The sequence below is a fragment of the Streptomyces sp. UG1 genome (assembly GCF_049974585.1).
Taxonomy (GTDB): domain Bacteria; phylum Actinomycetota; class Actinomycetes; order Streptomycetales; family Streptomycetaceae; genus Streptomyces.
The window spans coordinates 30,111-43,728 of the sequence record NZ_JBNGGG010000034.1 but is presented as its reverse complement, the minus strand read 5'-3'; the positions used below and the strand labels follow the sequence as shown (position 1 = coordinate 43,728).

The following is a 13,618-nucleotide window of genomic DNA, read 5'->3' as shown; positions in this document are numbered from 1 at the left end:
CGTCCACAACCCTTGACGAAAGGGACGCCCCCGGTGACCGAGAAGGCCGACCTCCAGTCTGTGCTCGACCGTGCCGCAGCGGGCGGGCGGATCACCCCAGAGGAAGCGCTCGACCTCTACCGCGACGCCCCGCTGCACGCCCTGGGCGCCGCCGCCGACGCCGTACGCCGCCGCCGTTACGCGGGCACCGAGCACATCGCGACGTACATCATCGAGCGCAACATCAACTACACGAACGTCTGTGTGACGGCGTGCAAGTTCTGCGCCTTCTACGCCGCGCCCAAGGACAAGGACAAGGGCTGGACCCGCGACCTCGACGACATCCTGCGGCGCTGCGCCGAGACCGTCGAACTCGGCGGGACGCAGGTCATGTTCCAGGGCGGTCACCACCCGGACTACGGCGTGGAGTACTACGAGAAGCACTTCGCCGCCATCAAGAGGGAGTTCCCGCAGCTCGTCATCCACAGCCTGGGGGCGAGCGAGGTCGAGCACATGGCCCGGATCTCCGGCGTGTCGGTCGAGGAGGCCATCACCCGGATCCACGAGGCCGGCCTCGACTCCTTTGCCGGCGCCGGAGCGGAACTCCTCCCCGCCCGCCCCCGCAAGGCCATCGCCCCGCTGAAGGAGAGCGGCGAGCGCTGGCTGGAGATCATGGAGGCCGCGCACAAGCTGGGCGTGGAGTCCACCTCCACCATGCTGATGGGCACCGGCGAGACCAACGCCGAGCGCATCGAACACCTGCGGATGATCCGCGAGGTGCAGGACCGCACCGGGGGCTTCAGGGCCTTCATCCCGTACACCTACCAGCCCGAGAACAACCACCTGAAGGGCCGCACGCAGGCCACGATCTTCGAGTACCTGCGGATGATCGCCATCGCGCGCCTGTTCATGGACAACATCGCCCATATCCAGGGCTCCTGGCTGACCACGGGCAAGGAGATCGGCCAGCTCTCCCTGCACTACGGCGCGGACGACCTCGGCTCGATCATGCTGGAGGAGAACGTCGTCTCCTCGGCCGGCGCCAAGCACCGCTCCAACCGGATGGAGATCATCGACCTGATCCGCAAGGCGGGGCGGGTGCCGGCGCAGCGGTCGACGACGTACGAGCACCTGGTCGTGCACGACGACCCGGCGAACGACCCCGTCGACGAGCGGGTCGCCTCCCACATCTCCTCGACGGCGATCGAGGGCGGCACGGCACACCCCGAGCTGAAGATCCTCGCCTCCAACTGATTCCAACCGACGTACTCGTGCTGACGATCCACGCGGACTCCAGGGGGCGGGCGCTCGCCGTCGAAGGCGCGTGGATCGCCGACGCCGGGCAGTTGACGGACCTGATCGCCGCCCATCCGCGGGCGCGCGTGCGGCAGTGGCCCGGCATCCTCACACCCGGACTGATCAACCTCCACGGCAACGAGCTGCTGGAGGAGGCGTACCACCCGGATCCACGCGAGTCCGCCGAGTTGGGCACCGACCCGCTGACGGGGGACGCGCTGGCGGCCCTCACCATGGACGACGCCCGCTGGGGCGCGAGCGCACGGCGGGGCCTCCAGCGCATGCTGGCCCACGGCACGGTCAGGGTGGCCTGCGAGGAACCGCGCAACCGAGCGGTGCGGGATGCCCTGCATCGATCCCGGTTGGCCATGGGCCGGTTGGGTCGTCCCGGGGGCACCCCCGCACTCGACCCGTACGACTCCGGATGGCCGGTGGAATTCGCGCAGGTCCGGGAGCGGCACTCCGCCGCCCGGTTCGCCGTGTTCGACGTACGCGACGAGGACGAGCTGGCGCAGCGCGGGGCGGGAACGTGCGTGGCGACGGTGGTGGACGGCCGGTTGGTCTATCGCCGGCGGTGAGTGCGCGCCCCTGTGGGGGCGCGGGGCTGTATCGATATGCGGCTCCGCCCGTGGGCGCGATCAACCACGAACAACCCGCACCCCGCGTACCACAGAACCACCCGAGCTCACCCCGAAAACGCCTCCCCAACCGCCCCGTCCTCCTGATCCACCGGATCGACTTCGCCGGACTCGCCCGTTTCCCCCGGCTGGATCCTGATCGCGGTCCTCGTCCTCGCGTGCGGATGGGTGGAGGACGTGGCGGCGAAGAAGAAGCCGGAGCTCGTGCCGGGCGGCCGTACTGCCACAATGGGCCCGTGACCCGCGCATCCCTGGACAAGCAGCCGCACGAAGTCGCCTCGATGTTCGACAACGTGGCGGAACGGTACGACCTGACCAACGACGTGCTGTCGCTCGGCCAGGACCGCAGATGGCGCAAGGAGGTCGCCAAGGCCGTCGACGCCCGCCCCGCGCAGAAGGTCCTCGACCTGGCCGCGGGCACGGCCACCTCCTCGCTGCCCTTCGCGCGGACCGGTGCCTACGTCGTGCCCTGTGACTTCTCCCTCGGCATGCTCCAGGTCGGCAAGCGCAGGCACACCTGGCTGCCGTTCACGGCGGGCGACGCGACGCGGCTGCCGTTCAAGGACGACGCCTTCGACGCCGTGACGATCTCCTTCGGACTGCGCAACGTCCAGGACTTCGACGCCGCGCTGCGCGAGATGTACCGGGTCACACGGCCCGGCGGCCGGGTCGTGATCTGCGAGTTCTCGCACCCGACCTGGGCGCCCTTCCGCACCGTCTACACCGAGTACCTGATGCGCGCCCTGCCCCCGGTCGCGCGCACGGTGTCCTCGAACCCCGACGCCTACGTCTATCTCGCCGAGTCCATCCGCGCCTGGCCCGACCAGCCGGCCCTGGCCGAGCGGCTGCGCAAGGCGGGCTGGTCGAAGGTGGCCTGGCGGAACCTGACCGGCGGGGTCGTGGCCCTGCACCGCGGCTTCAAGCAGAGCTGACCACGGGGTAGGGGTCGCCGGGCTCGTCGAGTTCGCGTTCCAGCCCGCCGGAGGGCGGCCGCGGTATGCGTGGCTCGCGTACGCCTCCGCCGCCCTCTCCCTCGCCGAAGTCGAACCAGATGTAGACCATCGAGTCCCGCGGCACCTCGGCACCGGGCTGGGGGTACTGGCGTACGACATAGTCGACGACGGTGAGGTGGAAGTCCGGCCGGTCCGGCGCGTTCAGGAGCAGGCCGTGCGACTTGGCCGCCTCGCGCGCGTCCATGGCCATCAGTCCGACGAGTTTCGGTACGCGCACCTCGGGCGTTTTGGGTGTTATGCGCACAGATGTCACCCCCAGCGGTACTGGCAGGGTAACCGGCCGGGGGTGCCGTCCGGAAGCTTCAAGTACCTTTCTGTAACAGTCGATTACTCTGCGTGAGACAGTCGTTGCGGGTGTCGGCGGGCAGCCCTTCAGCAGGGTGATCAACGCCGCTGAATAGACTGCCCATGTCCTGTGCCTGGTCGGCACACAGATTGCGAACTTGGGGAGATCCCGCCGTGACCGAGCCCCTCTCCGAAAACACCGCCGATGTCATCGTCGTCGGCGCGGGACCAGCCGGCTCCACGACCGCGTACCACCTCGCCAAGGCCGGACTCGACGTACTGCTCCTGGAGAAGACCGAGTTCCCGCGCGAGAAGGTCTGCGGCGACGGCCTCACTCCGCGCGCCACCAAACAGCTCGTGGCGATGGGCATCGACATCTCCGAGGAGGCCGGCTGGCTGCGCAACAAGGGCCTGCGGATCATCGGCGGCGGCGTACGGCTCCAGTTGGACTGGCCGGATCTGGCCTCCTTCCCCGACTACGGTCTCGTCCGCAAGCGCGACGACTTCGACGAGCAACTCGCCCGTCAGGCCCAGAAGGCCGGCGCCCGGCTCTACGAGCGCTGCAACGTCGGCGCCCCGATCGTCGACGACCGCACCGGCCGCATCACCGGCGTCCACGCCAAGCTCGGCGAGGAGAAGCGCGAGGTCACCTTCCACGCCCCGCTGGTCGTGGCCGCCGACGGCAACTCCACCCGGCTGTCCCTGGCGATGGGCCTGCACCGCCGCGAGGACCGGCCGATGGGCGTGGCCGTACGGACGTACTTCGAAAGCCCCCGCCACGACGACGACTACCTGGAGTCCTGGCTGGAACTGTGGGACCGCCGAGGGCCGGGAGAGGACCGCCTGCTGCCCGGCTACGGCTGGATCTTCGGCATGGGCGACGGCACCTCGAACGTCGGCCTGGGCGTCCTCAACACCTCCGACTCCTTCAAGGAGCTGGACTGGCGCGAGGTGCTGAAGGCCTGGTGCGCCTCCATGCCGGGGGACTGGGGCTACACGCCGGAGAACATGACCGGGCCCATTCGCGGGGCCGCGTTGCCCATGGCGTTCAACCGCCAACCCCACTACACGCGCGGCCTGCTGCTGGTCGGCGACGCCGGCGGCCTGGTGAACCCCTTCAACGGCGAGGGCATCGCCTACGCCATGGAGTCCGGTCAGATCGCCGCCGACGTCATCGTCCAGGCCCACGCCCGCTCGACGGCCGCCGGGCGCGAACTGGCCCTCCAGCGCTACCCGCGGGTCCTGAAGGACACCTACGGCGGCTATTACACGATGGGCCGCGCCTTCGTGAAGCTCATCGGCAACCCGAAGGTCATGAAGATCGCGACCCAGCGCGGCCTGACCCACCCGCTGCTGATGAAGTTCACGCTGAAGCTCCTCGCGAACCTCACGGACCCGACCGGCGGCGACGCGATGGACCGGATCATCAACGGGCTGAGCAAGGTAGCCCCACGTTCATGATGATTCAACCGGCATCGCTCCGCGCCGGGTTGTGCGCGTGTGGCCCTCGGGCTTAGTCCCTTCCCACCGTAGACATGAATCCGCCCGCCGGGGGCGCAGGCCCCGGCGGGCGGATTCAGCGTTTCGCGGTCTGCTATCGCAGGGTCAGCTCATCCCAGAGCGGCCCCGGGGCGACCTGAGGAGCGCAGTCGGGGCAGGCGTAGACGGTCACGCTCGGGCCGCTGGCGCGCTCGACACGGCTTACGGGAACGGGTGCCTCGGTCTCCCGCGAGCAGCGGCAGCAGTAGACGGTCATACGGCCACCGCCGCAGTCACGTCGTACTCGATGCCGAGGGTTGCGAGGGCCGCGGCGGTCCGCCGTTCCCTTTGCAGCCGGCGCTCGCGATCGCGTTCGTGGGCGATCAGGTACGGGCGAACGAGGGCGACCTGCTCGGCGTCGAGCGGACGCAGCCGCTCGACGACGTGCGGCGGTAGGGGCCGCTCGTTGTGCGACGGTCGCGAGGCGGGGCGCGGCGGGGTGGGGGAGAGGTATGCGGCGCTGTGGCGTCCGGGCCGTGTGTGGCCGAGCAGGGCTCTTAGCCAGTGGGTGAGCAGGGCGATAAGGTCGCGCATGTCGTCAGCTCCTCGATAGCTGGTGGCGCTGCCTCGGCGGCCGGTCCTACGCGGTCGCCGGGGCGTTCTTGGGCTCTATCTTGTCTACCCTCGTATACCTACGTCTACCAACGTTGGTCAACGCGGTCCAACATGGCCGGTTGTCTACCCTCGTGGCATGGCAGAGAGCGAGATCGACCACGGGTCGGCGACCCCCGTCTACATGCAGATCGCCGCCTACGTGATCGCGGACATCGAACGGGGCGAGATCCCGGTCGGTCGTCGCATCCCCTCGGAATCCGCGCTCGTGCAGCGCTTCGGCGTTGCGAGGGACACCGCCCGCGCGGCCGTGGCTCACCTGCGCGACAAGGGGTACGTGCATACCGTGCCGCAACGGGGATCGTTCGTTGTCGACCGGTCAGGGGAGGGCAGCGACTAGCGCGGCTCTACTTGCCTGACTGCCAGTAGTCCAGCCAATCGTGGGCCAGGCGGGACATGTTCTTTTTCCACGTCTGGGGATCGGTGCTGGCGATCTCGTCCCACGTGCGGGCGTTCGCCTCGGAGAACACCCGCACCGACGCGTCGGGCGCCGTTGCCCATGAGGGGAAGCGTTCGCGCGCCCACGCGTCCGCCGAAGATGCGGAGTGTCCGGCTTCCATCAGGCGCAGGATGAGAACAGCAGGGTCAATCCATGCCGCTCCACGGGTCGGCCATGCCCAGTCGATGAGGTGCGCGCGCGTCGTGATGAGCATGTTGTGCGGCGCGAGGTCCGTGTGAAGCAACGTGTCGCCGACGAGTTGCTCGACGCCGGCAGGGCCTGCGTATCCGCTCCATCTGTCCTCGGCGCGCTTGAGCTCGATGTCAGGGCATGGGGTGTTCTGTAGCTCCACCAGCGCACGGGCGACGAGCGGCAGGTCGGACGAACCAGGGGTGTAGTCGGCGTGGCGACCGACGAGGTGCTCGTAACCGATCAGGTCCCAGCCCGCGGCTTGGACGTGCCACAGCAGCCGGGGGCACGACGGCGGTAGGTAGGGGTTGATCGTGGCCTCGCGCTGCTGTGTCCGAGCCTGGGGGTGATCGGTGGGCACGCCCTTGACGAACAGGGTCGCGTCAGCGGTCTGAACAGTGGCGGCGATGCCGGAATTGGCGCCCGCGTCGGCGGTCTGGGCGCGCACTACCGGGCCGGTGTGCTGCTCGACGGCGTCGCGTGCGGCGAGCGGTAGGTCGTCCCAGTGGATGCGGTCTACTGGCATGTCGGGTTCCTGGGGGTGGACGGGCGAGCCGCCCCCGACCCTACGCGGGCGGGGGCGGCCCCGTGGTGCGTGCGGGATTTAGTACGGCTGGTCGTCGTCGGCCTGGCACGAGCAGCCGAGGCTCTCGGAGAACGTGCCGATCTCCTTGGTGATCCGGAACTCGTCGTCAGCGATCGGCCGGGACGTGATCGCGACCGGGAGCGGTCCGGGTGTGGCGGTCGGCCGGGGGGAGATCGCGACGAGGACGGGGCCCGGGGCGGCGGGCGGGGCCTGTTCCGTGGTGCGGGGCTCGATGGCGGTTGCCATGGTTCACCTCACTGGTTCGGGGTCGGGATGCTGGCAGTACATATTTCGTGGTGCCTTCGCCTCCTGGTAGAGCTTGGCCATGGGGCGGCAGGTGGTGCAGCCGCCCGGGTTGCCGTCGGCGTCTTTCTGGCCGAACGTGCAGCCGGCGCAGCCTCCGGTGCGAAGCTGTAGGCCGTCGGCGATGCCGCCGAGGCGTTTGAGTCCCTCGATGCCTTCCTGCATCAGCGGGATGTGTGGGTCGCGGCCGATCTTGCATATGGACGCGTGGCCGAACGGGTCGGCGTGAAAGAACGTGTGTCCGGCGTTGCAGCCGGTGAACGGCTTCCGCTTACGGAGGTACTTGGCGGCTTGTTCGGGGATCGGCGTCGCGTCGCCCTGGATGGTGGGCGACATGTTGGTGAACACGAACACCTGGCCGTACCGCTCGGCGAGCTTTTCCATGGCGATGAACTCGTCGGCGTTGTCCTGCGTGACGACGATGTTCAACTGCAAGCGCAGGCCGGCCTCGCGGGCGGCGTCGAGTCCCCGGATGAAGCGGCCGAACGCGCCCCGGTTGCGGGTGAATCCGTCGTACGTCTCCTCGGTGGCGCCGTAGACGCTCAAGGACAGGTGATGGGGCGGGCGCTCGGTGAGCGTCTCCAGGATCTTCGCCTTGTGGAGCTGCGATCCGTTCGTCGAGATCGTCAGCATGATGCCGAGGTCATAGGCGTACGAATACGCCTCGGGAAACTCGCGGTCGATCAGTGGTTCGCCGCCCGTGATCTGGAGCCACAGCACGCCGGCGTCGCGCATGATGTCGAGCAGCCGGACCTTGTCGGCCCACGGCATTCCCTCGAACCGCTTCAAGCCGAGGTAGCAGTGCGGACAGTCGTAGTCACAGCCCTTGTTGATCTCGTACGAGGCGCGCGCCATGCCGTAAGGCGAGGGAGCGCGTACGAGGACCGAGTCGTGCAGGGGCCGGTCTGCGGGGATGTCGAGCCCCCATGCCTGGCGGGCGCCCTCGACGAGCCACTGCGGGGCCTCGGCGCCCGTGCTGCTCGCCTTGCTGAGTTCGAGGTACCGAGCGAACGGGATCTGCACGCCGTTGTCGTCGCCGGGACGTAAGACGAGGTACTCGTCGAGGAACGGGCTAGCGATCAGTTCGGGCATGAGTCCTCCATCTGGAAGCGGAAGCGCGGCGGTGTCGACCCCCACCCGCAGGGGTGGGCGATGATGCGGCGGGTGCCGAAGACGTCGAAAGGGAGGCGTGGTCTTTCGCGAGCGTGGTGCGCAGCACGAGTTGGTCGAGGCGATGCAGGCAGCCGCGGCAGGCGTACATGTCGGCGTGCAGTCCGCTGGACTGGACGGGGCCGAGCCATGTCACCTCGATGTCTTCTCGGGCGCACCACAGCCAGCAGGCACCGAGGTGCCACTCGTGGCGATCCCACAGGGCGTGTACGTCGGGCTCGCCCGTCTCCGGGTCGATGTCGCGGCGGGACGGCCTGAATACGGCGTCGGCTTCGAGCAGGCGCACGGGGCGGAGAGTCGTCGCGTTCATGTGGTGCCGCCCAGGCGATCACGGACCCAGGCGCGCGAAGCGCGGCGCACGTACGTCTTGCCCATGAGTAAGCGGTCATTGACGGCGGCGAGAGCGAGGTAGTCCTCGACCCTCGCGAAATCGGCGCCCTGGGCCAACTCGTCGAGGCCCAGGGCGATCGCGACGGGTCCGCCATCGGCGACGAAGCGGGTCCACTCGCCCGAGCCGACGGGTACGCGCAGCCGGTAGTCGCACCGATCGATGTCGAGAATGATCGCGGTCTGCCCCTGAACACGGAGGCGGCCCCCGATGTCCGGCAGCAATTCGGAGGACGGGGCGAGACGGAGAGCGGCGGCGAGGCCGCGCATACGAGTTTCGATGACGGCGGGTGTCTCGTCACCGCGACGGGCCGGCGGGTGGGCGATGAGCAGAAACGCCACATAGCCCGGCGGGGTGACGTCAAGCCATGTCATCACGGCGACGGAGGCGAGTAGTCCCGCGTCTGGGGTCGGCAGCGCCGGCTCGGCCGCGGTCAACACGCGTCCCCCGCCGACGTCGTCACGCCTGCCTCGACCGCGACTTTGAACTCGGTCCACACGACCTTTCCGCGCGGCGAGCGCGGTTCGACACCCCACCCGTCGGCGAGGCTGCTCACAAGCAGCAGGCCGCGACCGTTGGGGTCGTCGACTCCCGGCTGCTGGGCACGTGGACGGCGGCGGGAGGGGTCGTGTACCTCGACGCGTAACCGTGCGTCGTTCTCGGTGAGCTTGACGAGGAACCGTTCGTTCGCGACGGTGCCGTGTCGTAAGGCATTGGTTGCGAGTTCGGAGACACAGAGCAGAACGTCGTCGACCTGGTCCGAGGCCGTGATGCCCCACTCCTTGAGTGTGGTCCGCGCGAAAGTACGGGCCTGCGGAACGGCGCGGGCATCGCAGGGGAACCAGCGGGTCATCTCGGACACGAGGCACCTCCTGTCGCTGCGCGATGCGGCGCTGAGGCACAGGCCAACGGGGATAAGCCCCGTTCCTCCCGCGCCCTCGGCCGAGGCTGGTCGGCGTCACGCGCGGTATCAACGTCGACGTCGTGCGCCATTGCTGAACTCCCGCCGCTTGGTGCTTGGTTCGTCGTACAGGCAACCGCGGCAGCGTGCAGAGCGGTACCGTCAGCAGGGGTGGCGGAAGGTGTCACTTAGCTACCACCCATGACCGAGGGGTAAGGGTTCACCATGAAGAATCCGAACGAGGATCTCGAACGCTGGCTCACGCGGTCGGGCATGAGTCGCAAGGAACTCGCGCGTCGCGTGAAAGCCGCAGCTCAGACGTGGGGACAGGCGCACATCACGCCGGACGCGACGACCGTACGGCGTTGGCTGGCCGGCGATCAGCCGCGCCCGCCCGTGCCCGAGATCCTCGCCGACGTCTTCTCGGCGCACTTCGGATACCGGGTCACAACATACGATCTCGGGCTCGGTGAAGGTCAGGCAGTCGAACGCTCGCTCATTTACAGCTCGTCCTTCGCGGTTACCGTGGAAGCAGTGACCGACTTGGGGAGGGCGGACGTGGACCGTCGCAACTTCTTGGCCGCAGCGCCGTTCGCCGCTGTGGCGGCCGTCGGACCGTCCCGCGACTGGCTGCTCAACACGCTTGACCAGCAACCGGAACCGGGGCCGCGGGTGCGTCTGGAGGACGTGACGGCGGTCCGGAACATGTTCGGTGAGTTCCAGAAGATGGACGTTCTACAAGGCGGCGGCTCAGGCCGACTCATCCTCGCCGAGTACATGAACCAGCATGTCTATCCGCTGCTGCGCCGCACTCACACCGAGGAAGTACGGCGGGCGCTGTGCGAGGCGGCGGCCGAACAGACGTACTTGCTGGGATGGATGGCGTACGACAACGGCGAGCACGGAACGGCACAGCGATACCTCATCCAGTCGCTTCGACTGGCCGAGGAATCGACGAACGCCGCGCTCGGCGCGCATGTGCTCGCCGGCATGGCCGATCAGGCGACGTTGCTCGGTAATCCGGAGGAAGGGCGCCGGCTCGCCCAGGCCGGTCGCGCCGGTCTCGGGAACGGGAACTCTCCCGCTTGTCTGGCCGACTTGTGGGCACTGGAAGCGCGGGCACTCGCCAAGCTCGGCGACAAGGCCGCGGCAGCTCATGCCGTGACCCAATCCGAGACGGCGTTCAGCCGAGTACGCCCGGAGAAGGAACCGGAGTGGGCGACGTTCATCGACCCCGCGTACCTGCACGGCGAACACGCAAACACCTTCCGGGACATCGACGATCCGGCGAACGCCGCGGAACACGCGCGCCAGTCCATCGACCACGCACGCAGGCAGCGGCGCGCGCGGCGGGGGGCGATGTCGCAGGCTGCGCTCGCGGTCTCGCACTTGCAGCGCCGGGACCTGGAGGCCGCGCACTCCGCCGGTCTGCGGACGTTGTCCCTGTCGCGTCAGGTGAAGAGCTCGCGCTGTGTCGAGGCGGTGCAGGACTTGCAGCGGCGGATGCAGCCGTACGGCACGCATCGGCTCGTCGCGGACTTCAACGAGCGCGCCCGCGAACTCGTCGCCGCGGCGTAACGACAAAGGTGCCCCCGCCCGCCGGCGCAAGGCCGGTGGGCGGGGGCGCTTCGTGCTTCAGGCTCAGCCCGATTGGGCGCGAGGTCGAGCTGTTGACTGATTCGCCAGGTACCAGCGTCCGCCAGCGTTGCTTGCTACCCCATGTTTCCGGAGGTACGACAGGCTCGCACTCACGGCGTCTGGCGTCGTAGGAAGCCCGTCCTCTGCCAGCTGATTGACGATCTCGGTGCGGGTGAGGGGGGAAACTGCCTCGGCCAGAAGCGTGCGAACGGCAGGGGTGATGCGGATCCGCCCTGTAGTGGGGGCTGTCTGGTTCGACTCGGCTTCCGGTGGAGTCGGCTTCGGTCCGCCTGTCAGACGTGCCAGGGAAAGGGACAAACCATACTCTTCGTCCCGCAACTGCTGAATGCGCTCGGAGGCTGCCGCAATCTCGCGTCTGACCTCAGCCAGTCGCGACCGTAGTGCCTCCGCCTCGTCCACGCGGCTCAAGTTATCAGGCGGTCGCCTCATACCCTCCCCCTTCACGCTTGACTTGACTTGACTTGAGTTCTGGGGATGCCGTACCCTCGTGAGGGTTCAAGAAGATGTTGCTGAGGTGTAAGCGCGAGGGGAGTGTCGGTGGGCCTTCAGGCGAACCGCGTCGTCGATCTCTTTTCCGGCGGCGGCGGCATGAGCTGCGGCTTCTACGCGCACCCCGCATTCGATCTTGTCGGTGCTGCCGACGTGGAGGTTGGAAAGCCGAGTACGGGGCACGGCGCGATCGGCTGCAACGACACCTACGAAGCCAACCTCAAGGTGCAGCCCCTGGCCGTGGACCTGTCGGTCATTACGGCTGACGAGCTGGCGGAGAAGATGCCGGCAGATGTGGAGGACCTTGAGGTTCTCTTGGCTTGCCCGCCCTGCACTGGTTTCTCTCGCGCGGTGTCGAAGAACTGGGCCGAGGATGACCCCAGGAATTCTCTGGTTGCGCGTGTGGCTGATCATGTGGCGCGCATGAGGCCTCGGGTGTTCATGATGGAGAATGTTCCGCAGCTCTTGAACGGGAACTTCCGGCACCACTTCGCCGCCCTTCGGGAGAACCTCCAGGGCATGGGCTACAAGGTTCACGCCTCCTCGCACGCGCTGTCACGCTTCGGACTCCCGCAGCAGAGGGAGCGAGCCCTCGTCATCGCTGTTGCATCCGACCTGCCCCTCTATACCCTCGAAGATCTCTGGCGGGGGTATGAGGTGAGCCCTCAGGCCGTTACGGTGCGACGCGCCATCGCGCATCTCCCCGAGGTCGCCTCGGGCGAGACCCACCCGGACGACCCCAATCATTCGAGCACCCTCCTCAAGGGTGAGTCGCTCGAAAGAATCGCCGCGATGCCTCACGACGGAGGTAGCTGGCCCGACCTGCTCGGAAATCCCGACACGGAGAAGTACCTGATCCCGTCCATGTGGAAGGCTGTCGAGCGGGGCCGGCTGAACTCCTATTGTGACGTTTACGGGCGCATGTCCTGGGACAAGCCCGCTGCCACCATCAAGCGTGAATGCTCGCACGTTGGCAACGGGCGTTACGCTCACCCCGAACAAGATCGTCAGTGCACGGTTCGTGAACTTGGCATCCTGAACGGGTTCCCATCTGACTACATGTTCACCGGTGGAAGCCGTAAGAACCTCTACCGTCAGATCGGCGACGCAGTCCCCCCTCTTGTTTCACACCAGCTCGCGTGGGTCGCTCAGTGGATCCTCACCGGCGAGAAGCCCGATCTCGATCAGGTGGTTCTTCCCAAGACCTCGCTGCGCGCGGACGACTTCGTTGCTGCGGAATCGGCGCAACTCACACTTGTGTAAAGAGGGTCAGCTCATCACTGTCAGGTTTGGACACAATCCATGAGCCGTGGTGGGTGCAGTACTTTGTCTGGTACCAGAGTCGAACCTTTTCCACGCTGGAATCCAGAAGCATCCTGAAGACCTTGTCCCCATTGGTTGGGTGCGAGAAGTCCGCGCCGAAGCTGATCCCCGGCTTTCCGCCGCGGTCCTTCTTCGTGAACATCTCAGGGGTGGCCGAAGTGAAGCAGTCGAGCAGGACCTTTTTCGGTACCTCCTCCAAGGTGTAGGCGAAGCTGTCAGGTCGTGTTTCCGCGCGCAGGACTAGGATGCGGTCGTACCCGTCCATGTGACGGGGAAGGCGTTCACGAACCTCTGCTGCGCATAGCTCAGCAGTTGTTGCTTCGCGTACCCAACGGGCCTCGGAGAACTTTTCGATCTTGACCTGGGTAGCGCTCAGTCCTTTGGCGGCTTCCGTCTTCAGTGACCAGCGCTCGCCGTTCCCGAAGACGTCGTAAGCGGACTCTCCAGGCGCCGGGTTGAGATCGGCCTCGTTATGGCCTTGGGCAATCAGGCAACGCTTCATCGCGTACTCAAAGGGCTTCTTGTTGAGCGGCGCCTCGTGATTTGAGTGGTGGAGACTGAGGAGATTGGACATCTCCTCGGCAAATGCCGCATCTACGATGTCTACGCCTGAACCTGGGATGAACTGGACAGGGATGTTGAGGCTCTTGACCATTGATGCCACGGTCTCAAGCTGTCGCATCGACAGGTGGTTAAGCCCACTGGTGATCTCATTGGTTACCCGCTCACGGTCGCTGCTCATGCGCTGAGACTACGGTCAGCTGACCGCCTCGTCGAAGGCGTCGGCATGAGGCCGGGTCCACACCCCA

15 protein-coding genes and 1 pseudogene are annotated in these 13,618 nt (G+C 67.3%); 8 read left to right on the top strand and 8 right to left on the bottom strand.

Annotated features, from left to right (window positions below; all coding sequences use genetic code 11):
- Nucleotides 1-33: 33 nt before the first annotated feature.
- From mqnC to ACP4J3_RS33260, 4 genes and pseudogenes are all read left to right on the top strand, one after another.
- The gene (gene mqnC, locus ACP4J3_RS33275; protein ID WP_426539924.1) at nucleotides 34-1,233 is read left to right on the top strand and encodes a cyclic dehypoxanthinyl futalosine synthase; all 1,200 of its coding nucleotides are present in this window, start codon (nucleotides 34-36) and stop codon (nucleotides 1,231-1,233) included.
- Nucleotides 1,234-1,250: 17 nt separating this feature from the next.
- On the top strand, nucleotides 1,251-1,853 hold the full coding sequence (locus ACP4J3_RS33270) for a hypothetical protein (protein ID WP_426539923.1): 603 nt from the start codon (nucleotides 1,251-1,253) through the stop codon (nucleotides 1,851-1,853).
- A gap of 186 nt (nucleotides 1,854-2,039) precedes the next feature.
- A pseudogene (locus ACP4J3_RS33265) lies at nucleotides 2,040-2,153 on the top strand (acyltransferase family protein); the annotation flags it as partial.
- Nucleotides 2,150-2,845, top strand: a complete 696-nt coding sequence (locus ACP4J3_RS33260; RefSeq protein WP_426539922.1) for a demethylmenaquinone methyltransferase — start codon at nucleotides 2,150-2,152, stop codon at nucleotides 2,843-2,845. The pseudogene ACP4J3_RS33265 and the gene ACP4J3_RS33260, both read left to right, overlap by 4 nt.
- Here ACP4J3_RS33260 and ACP4J3_RS33255 read toward each other — a convergent pair.
- Complete coding sequence (locus ACP4J3_RS33255; RefSeq protein WP_426540021.1) at nucleotides 2,832-3,143, bottom strand: PASTA domain-containing protein; 312 nt, start codon at nucleotides 3,141-3,143, stop codon at nucleotides 2,832-2,834. The genes ACP4J3_RS33260 and ACP4J3_RS33255 overlap by 14 nt on opposite strands.
- Nucleotides 3,144-3,334: 191 nt before the next feature.
- On the opposite strand from ACP4J3_RS33255, the gene ACP4J3_RS33250 reads away from it, so the two are divergent.
- Nucleotides 3,335-4,672 carry a geranylgeranyl reductase family protein gene (locus tag ACP4J3_RS33250; protein ID WP_426539921.1) on the top strand — a complete coding sequence of 446 codons (1,338 nt, stop codon included), beginning with the start codon at nucleotides 3,335-3,337 and terminating at the stop codon, nucleotides 4,670-4,672.
- A gap of 291 nt (nucleotides 4,673-4,963) precedes the next feature.
- Here ACP4J3_RS33250 and ACP4J3_RS33245 read toward each other — a convergent pair whose 3' ends face one another.
- A complete protein-coding gene (locus tag ACP4J3_RS33245) occupies nucleotides 4,964-5,284 on the bottom strand; it encodes a hypothetical protein (RefSeq protein WP_426539920.1) in 321 nt (106 codons plus the stop codon).
- A gap of 157 nt (nucleotides 5,285-5,441) precedes the next feature.
- Here ACP4J3_RS33245 and ACP4J3_RS33240 point away from each other — a divergent pair, with 157 nt between their 5' ends.
- On the top strand, nucleotides 5,442-5,702 hold the full coding sequence (locus ACP4J3_RS33240) for a GntR family transcriptional regulator (protein WP_426539919.1): 261 nt from the start codon (nucleotides 5,442-5,444) through the stop codon (nucleotides 5,700-5,702).
- A 7-nt stretch (nucleotides 5,703-5,709) separates the two neighbouring features.
- Here the strand turns inward: ACP4J3_RS33240 and ACP4J3_RS33235 are convergent, their stop codons facing one another.
- From ACP4J3_RS33235 to ACP4J3_RS33215, 5 genes are all read right to left on the bottom strand, one after another.
- Nucleotides 5,710-6,516 (bottom strand): aminoglycoside phosphotransferase, encoded by an 807-nt coding sequence (locus ACP4J3_RS33235; RefSeq protein WP_426539918.1) that lies wholly within the window; start codon nucleotides 6,514-6,516, stop codon nucleotides 5,710-5,712.
- Nucleotides 6,517-6,594: 78 nt separating this feature from the next.
- Nucleotides 6,595-6,822, bottom strand: a complete 228-nt coding sequence (locus tag ACP4J3_RS33230; protein ID WP_426539917.1) for a hypothetical protein — start codon at nucleotides 6,820-6,822, stop codon at nucleotides 6,595-6,597.
- 3 nt (nucleotides 6,823-6,825) lie between these two features.
- Nucleotides 6,826-7,971 carry a radical SAM protein gene (locus ACP4J3_RS33225; protein WP_426539916.1) on the bottom strand — a complete coding sequence of 382 codons (1,146 nt, stop codon included), beginning with the start codon at nucleotides 7,969-7,971 and terminating at the stop codon, nucleotides 6,826-6,828.
- Between the two features lie 384 nt (nucleotides 7,972-8,355).
- Nucleotides 8,356-8,811 carry a hypothetical protein gene (locus ACP4J3_RS33220; protein WP_426539915.1) on the bottom strand — a complete coding sequence of 152 codons (456 nt, stop codon included), beginning with the start codon at nucleotides 8,809-8,811 and terminating at the stop codon, nucleotides 8,356-8,358.
- Nucleotides 8,812-8,870: 59 nt separating this feature from the next.
- Complete coding sequence (locus tag ACP4J3_RS33215; RefSeq protein WP_426540020.1) at nucleotides 8,871-9,290, bottom strand: ATP-binding protein; 420 nt, start codon at nucleotides 9,288-9,290, stop codon at nucleotides 8,871-8,873.
- A gap of 273 nt (nucleotides 9,291-9,563) precedes the next feature.
- On the opposite strand from ACP4J3_RS33215, the gene ACP4J3_RS33210 reads away from it, so the two are divergent.
- Both ACP4J3_RS33210 and ACP4J3_RS33205 read left to right on the top strand, forming a co-directional pair.
- Complete coding sequence (locus ACP4J3_RS33210) at nucleotides 9,564-10,916, top strand: transcriptional regulator (protein WP_426539914.1); 1,353 nt, start codon at nucleotides 9,564-9,566, stop codon at nucleotides 10,914-10,916.
- A 618-nt stretch (nucleotides 10,917-11,534) separates the two neighbouring features.
- Nucleotides 11,535-12,749, top strand: coding sequence for a DNA cytosine methyltransferase (locus ACP4J3_RS33205; RefSeq protein WP_426539913.1), 1,215 nt, complete (start codon nucleotides 11,535-11,537; stop codon nucleotides 12,747-12,749).
- Here the strand turns inward: ACP4J3_RS33205 and ACP4J3_RS33200 are convergent.
- Nucleotides 12,736-13,551 (bottom strand): hypothetical protein, encoded by an 816-nt coding sequence (locus ACP4J3_RS33200; RefSeq protein ID WP_426539912.1) that lies wholly within the window; start codon nucleotides 13,549-13,551, stop codon nucleotides 12,736-12,738. The two genes, ACP4J3_RS33205 and ACP4J3_RS33200, sit on opposite strands and share 14 nt — an antisense overlap.
- Between the last annotated feature and the right edge of the window lie 67 nt (nucleotides 13,552-13,618).

Excerpts from the sequence above, each read along its gene's own strand:
- ACP4J3_RS33245 (WP_426539920.1), bottom strand. The coding sequence starts at position 5,284 with ATGCGCGACCTTATCGCCCTGCTCACCCACTGGCTAAGAGCCCTGCTC.
- ACP4J3_RS33215 (WP_426540020.1), bottom strand. The coding sequence starts at position 9,290 with ATGACCCGCTGGTTCCCCTGCGATGCCCGCGCCGTTCCGCAGGCCCGT.
- ACP4J3_RS33210 (WP_426539914.1), top strand. The coding sequence starts at position 9,564 with ATGAAGAATCCGAACGAGGATCTCGAACGCTGGCTCACGCGGTCGGGC.
- ACP4J3_RS33225 (WP_426539916.1), bottom strand. The coding sequence starts at position 7,971 with ATGCCCGAACTGATCGCTAGCCCGTTCCTCGACGAGTACCTCGTCTTA.
- ACP4J3_RS33230 (WP_426539917.1), bottom strand. The coding sequence starts at position 6,822 with ATGGCAACCGCCATCGAGCCCCGCACCACGGAACAGGCCCCGCCCGCC.
- ACP4J3_RS33235 (WP_426539918.1), bottom strand. The coding sequence starts at position 6,516 with ATGCCAGTAGACCGCATCCACTGGGACGACCTACCGCTCGCCGCACGC.
- ACP4J3_RS33240 (WP_426539919.1), top strand. The coding sequence starts at position 5,442 with ATGGCAGAGAGCGAGATCGACCACGGGTCGGCGACCCCCGTCTACATG.
- ACP4J3_RS33200 (WP_426539912.1), bottom strand. The coding sequence starts at position 13,551 with ATGAGCAGCGACCGTGAGCGGGTAACCAATGAGATCACCAGTGGGCTT.
- ACP4J3_RS33220 (WP_426539915.1), bottom strand. The coding sequence starts at position 8,811 with ATGACATGGCTTGACGTCACCCCGCCGGGCTATGTGGCGTTTCTGCTC.
- ACP4J3_RS33250 (WP_426539921.1), top strand. The coding sequence starts at position 3,335 with ATGTCCTGTGCCTGGTCGGCACACAGATTGCGAACTTGGGGAGATCCC.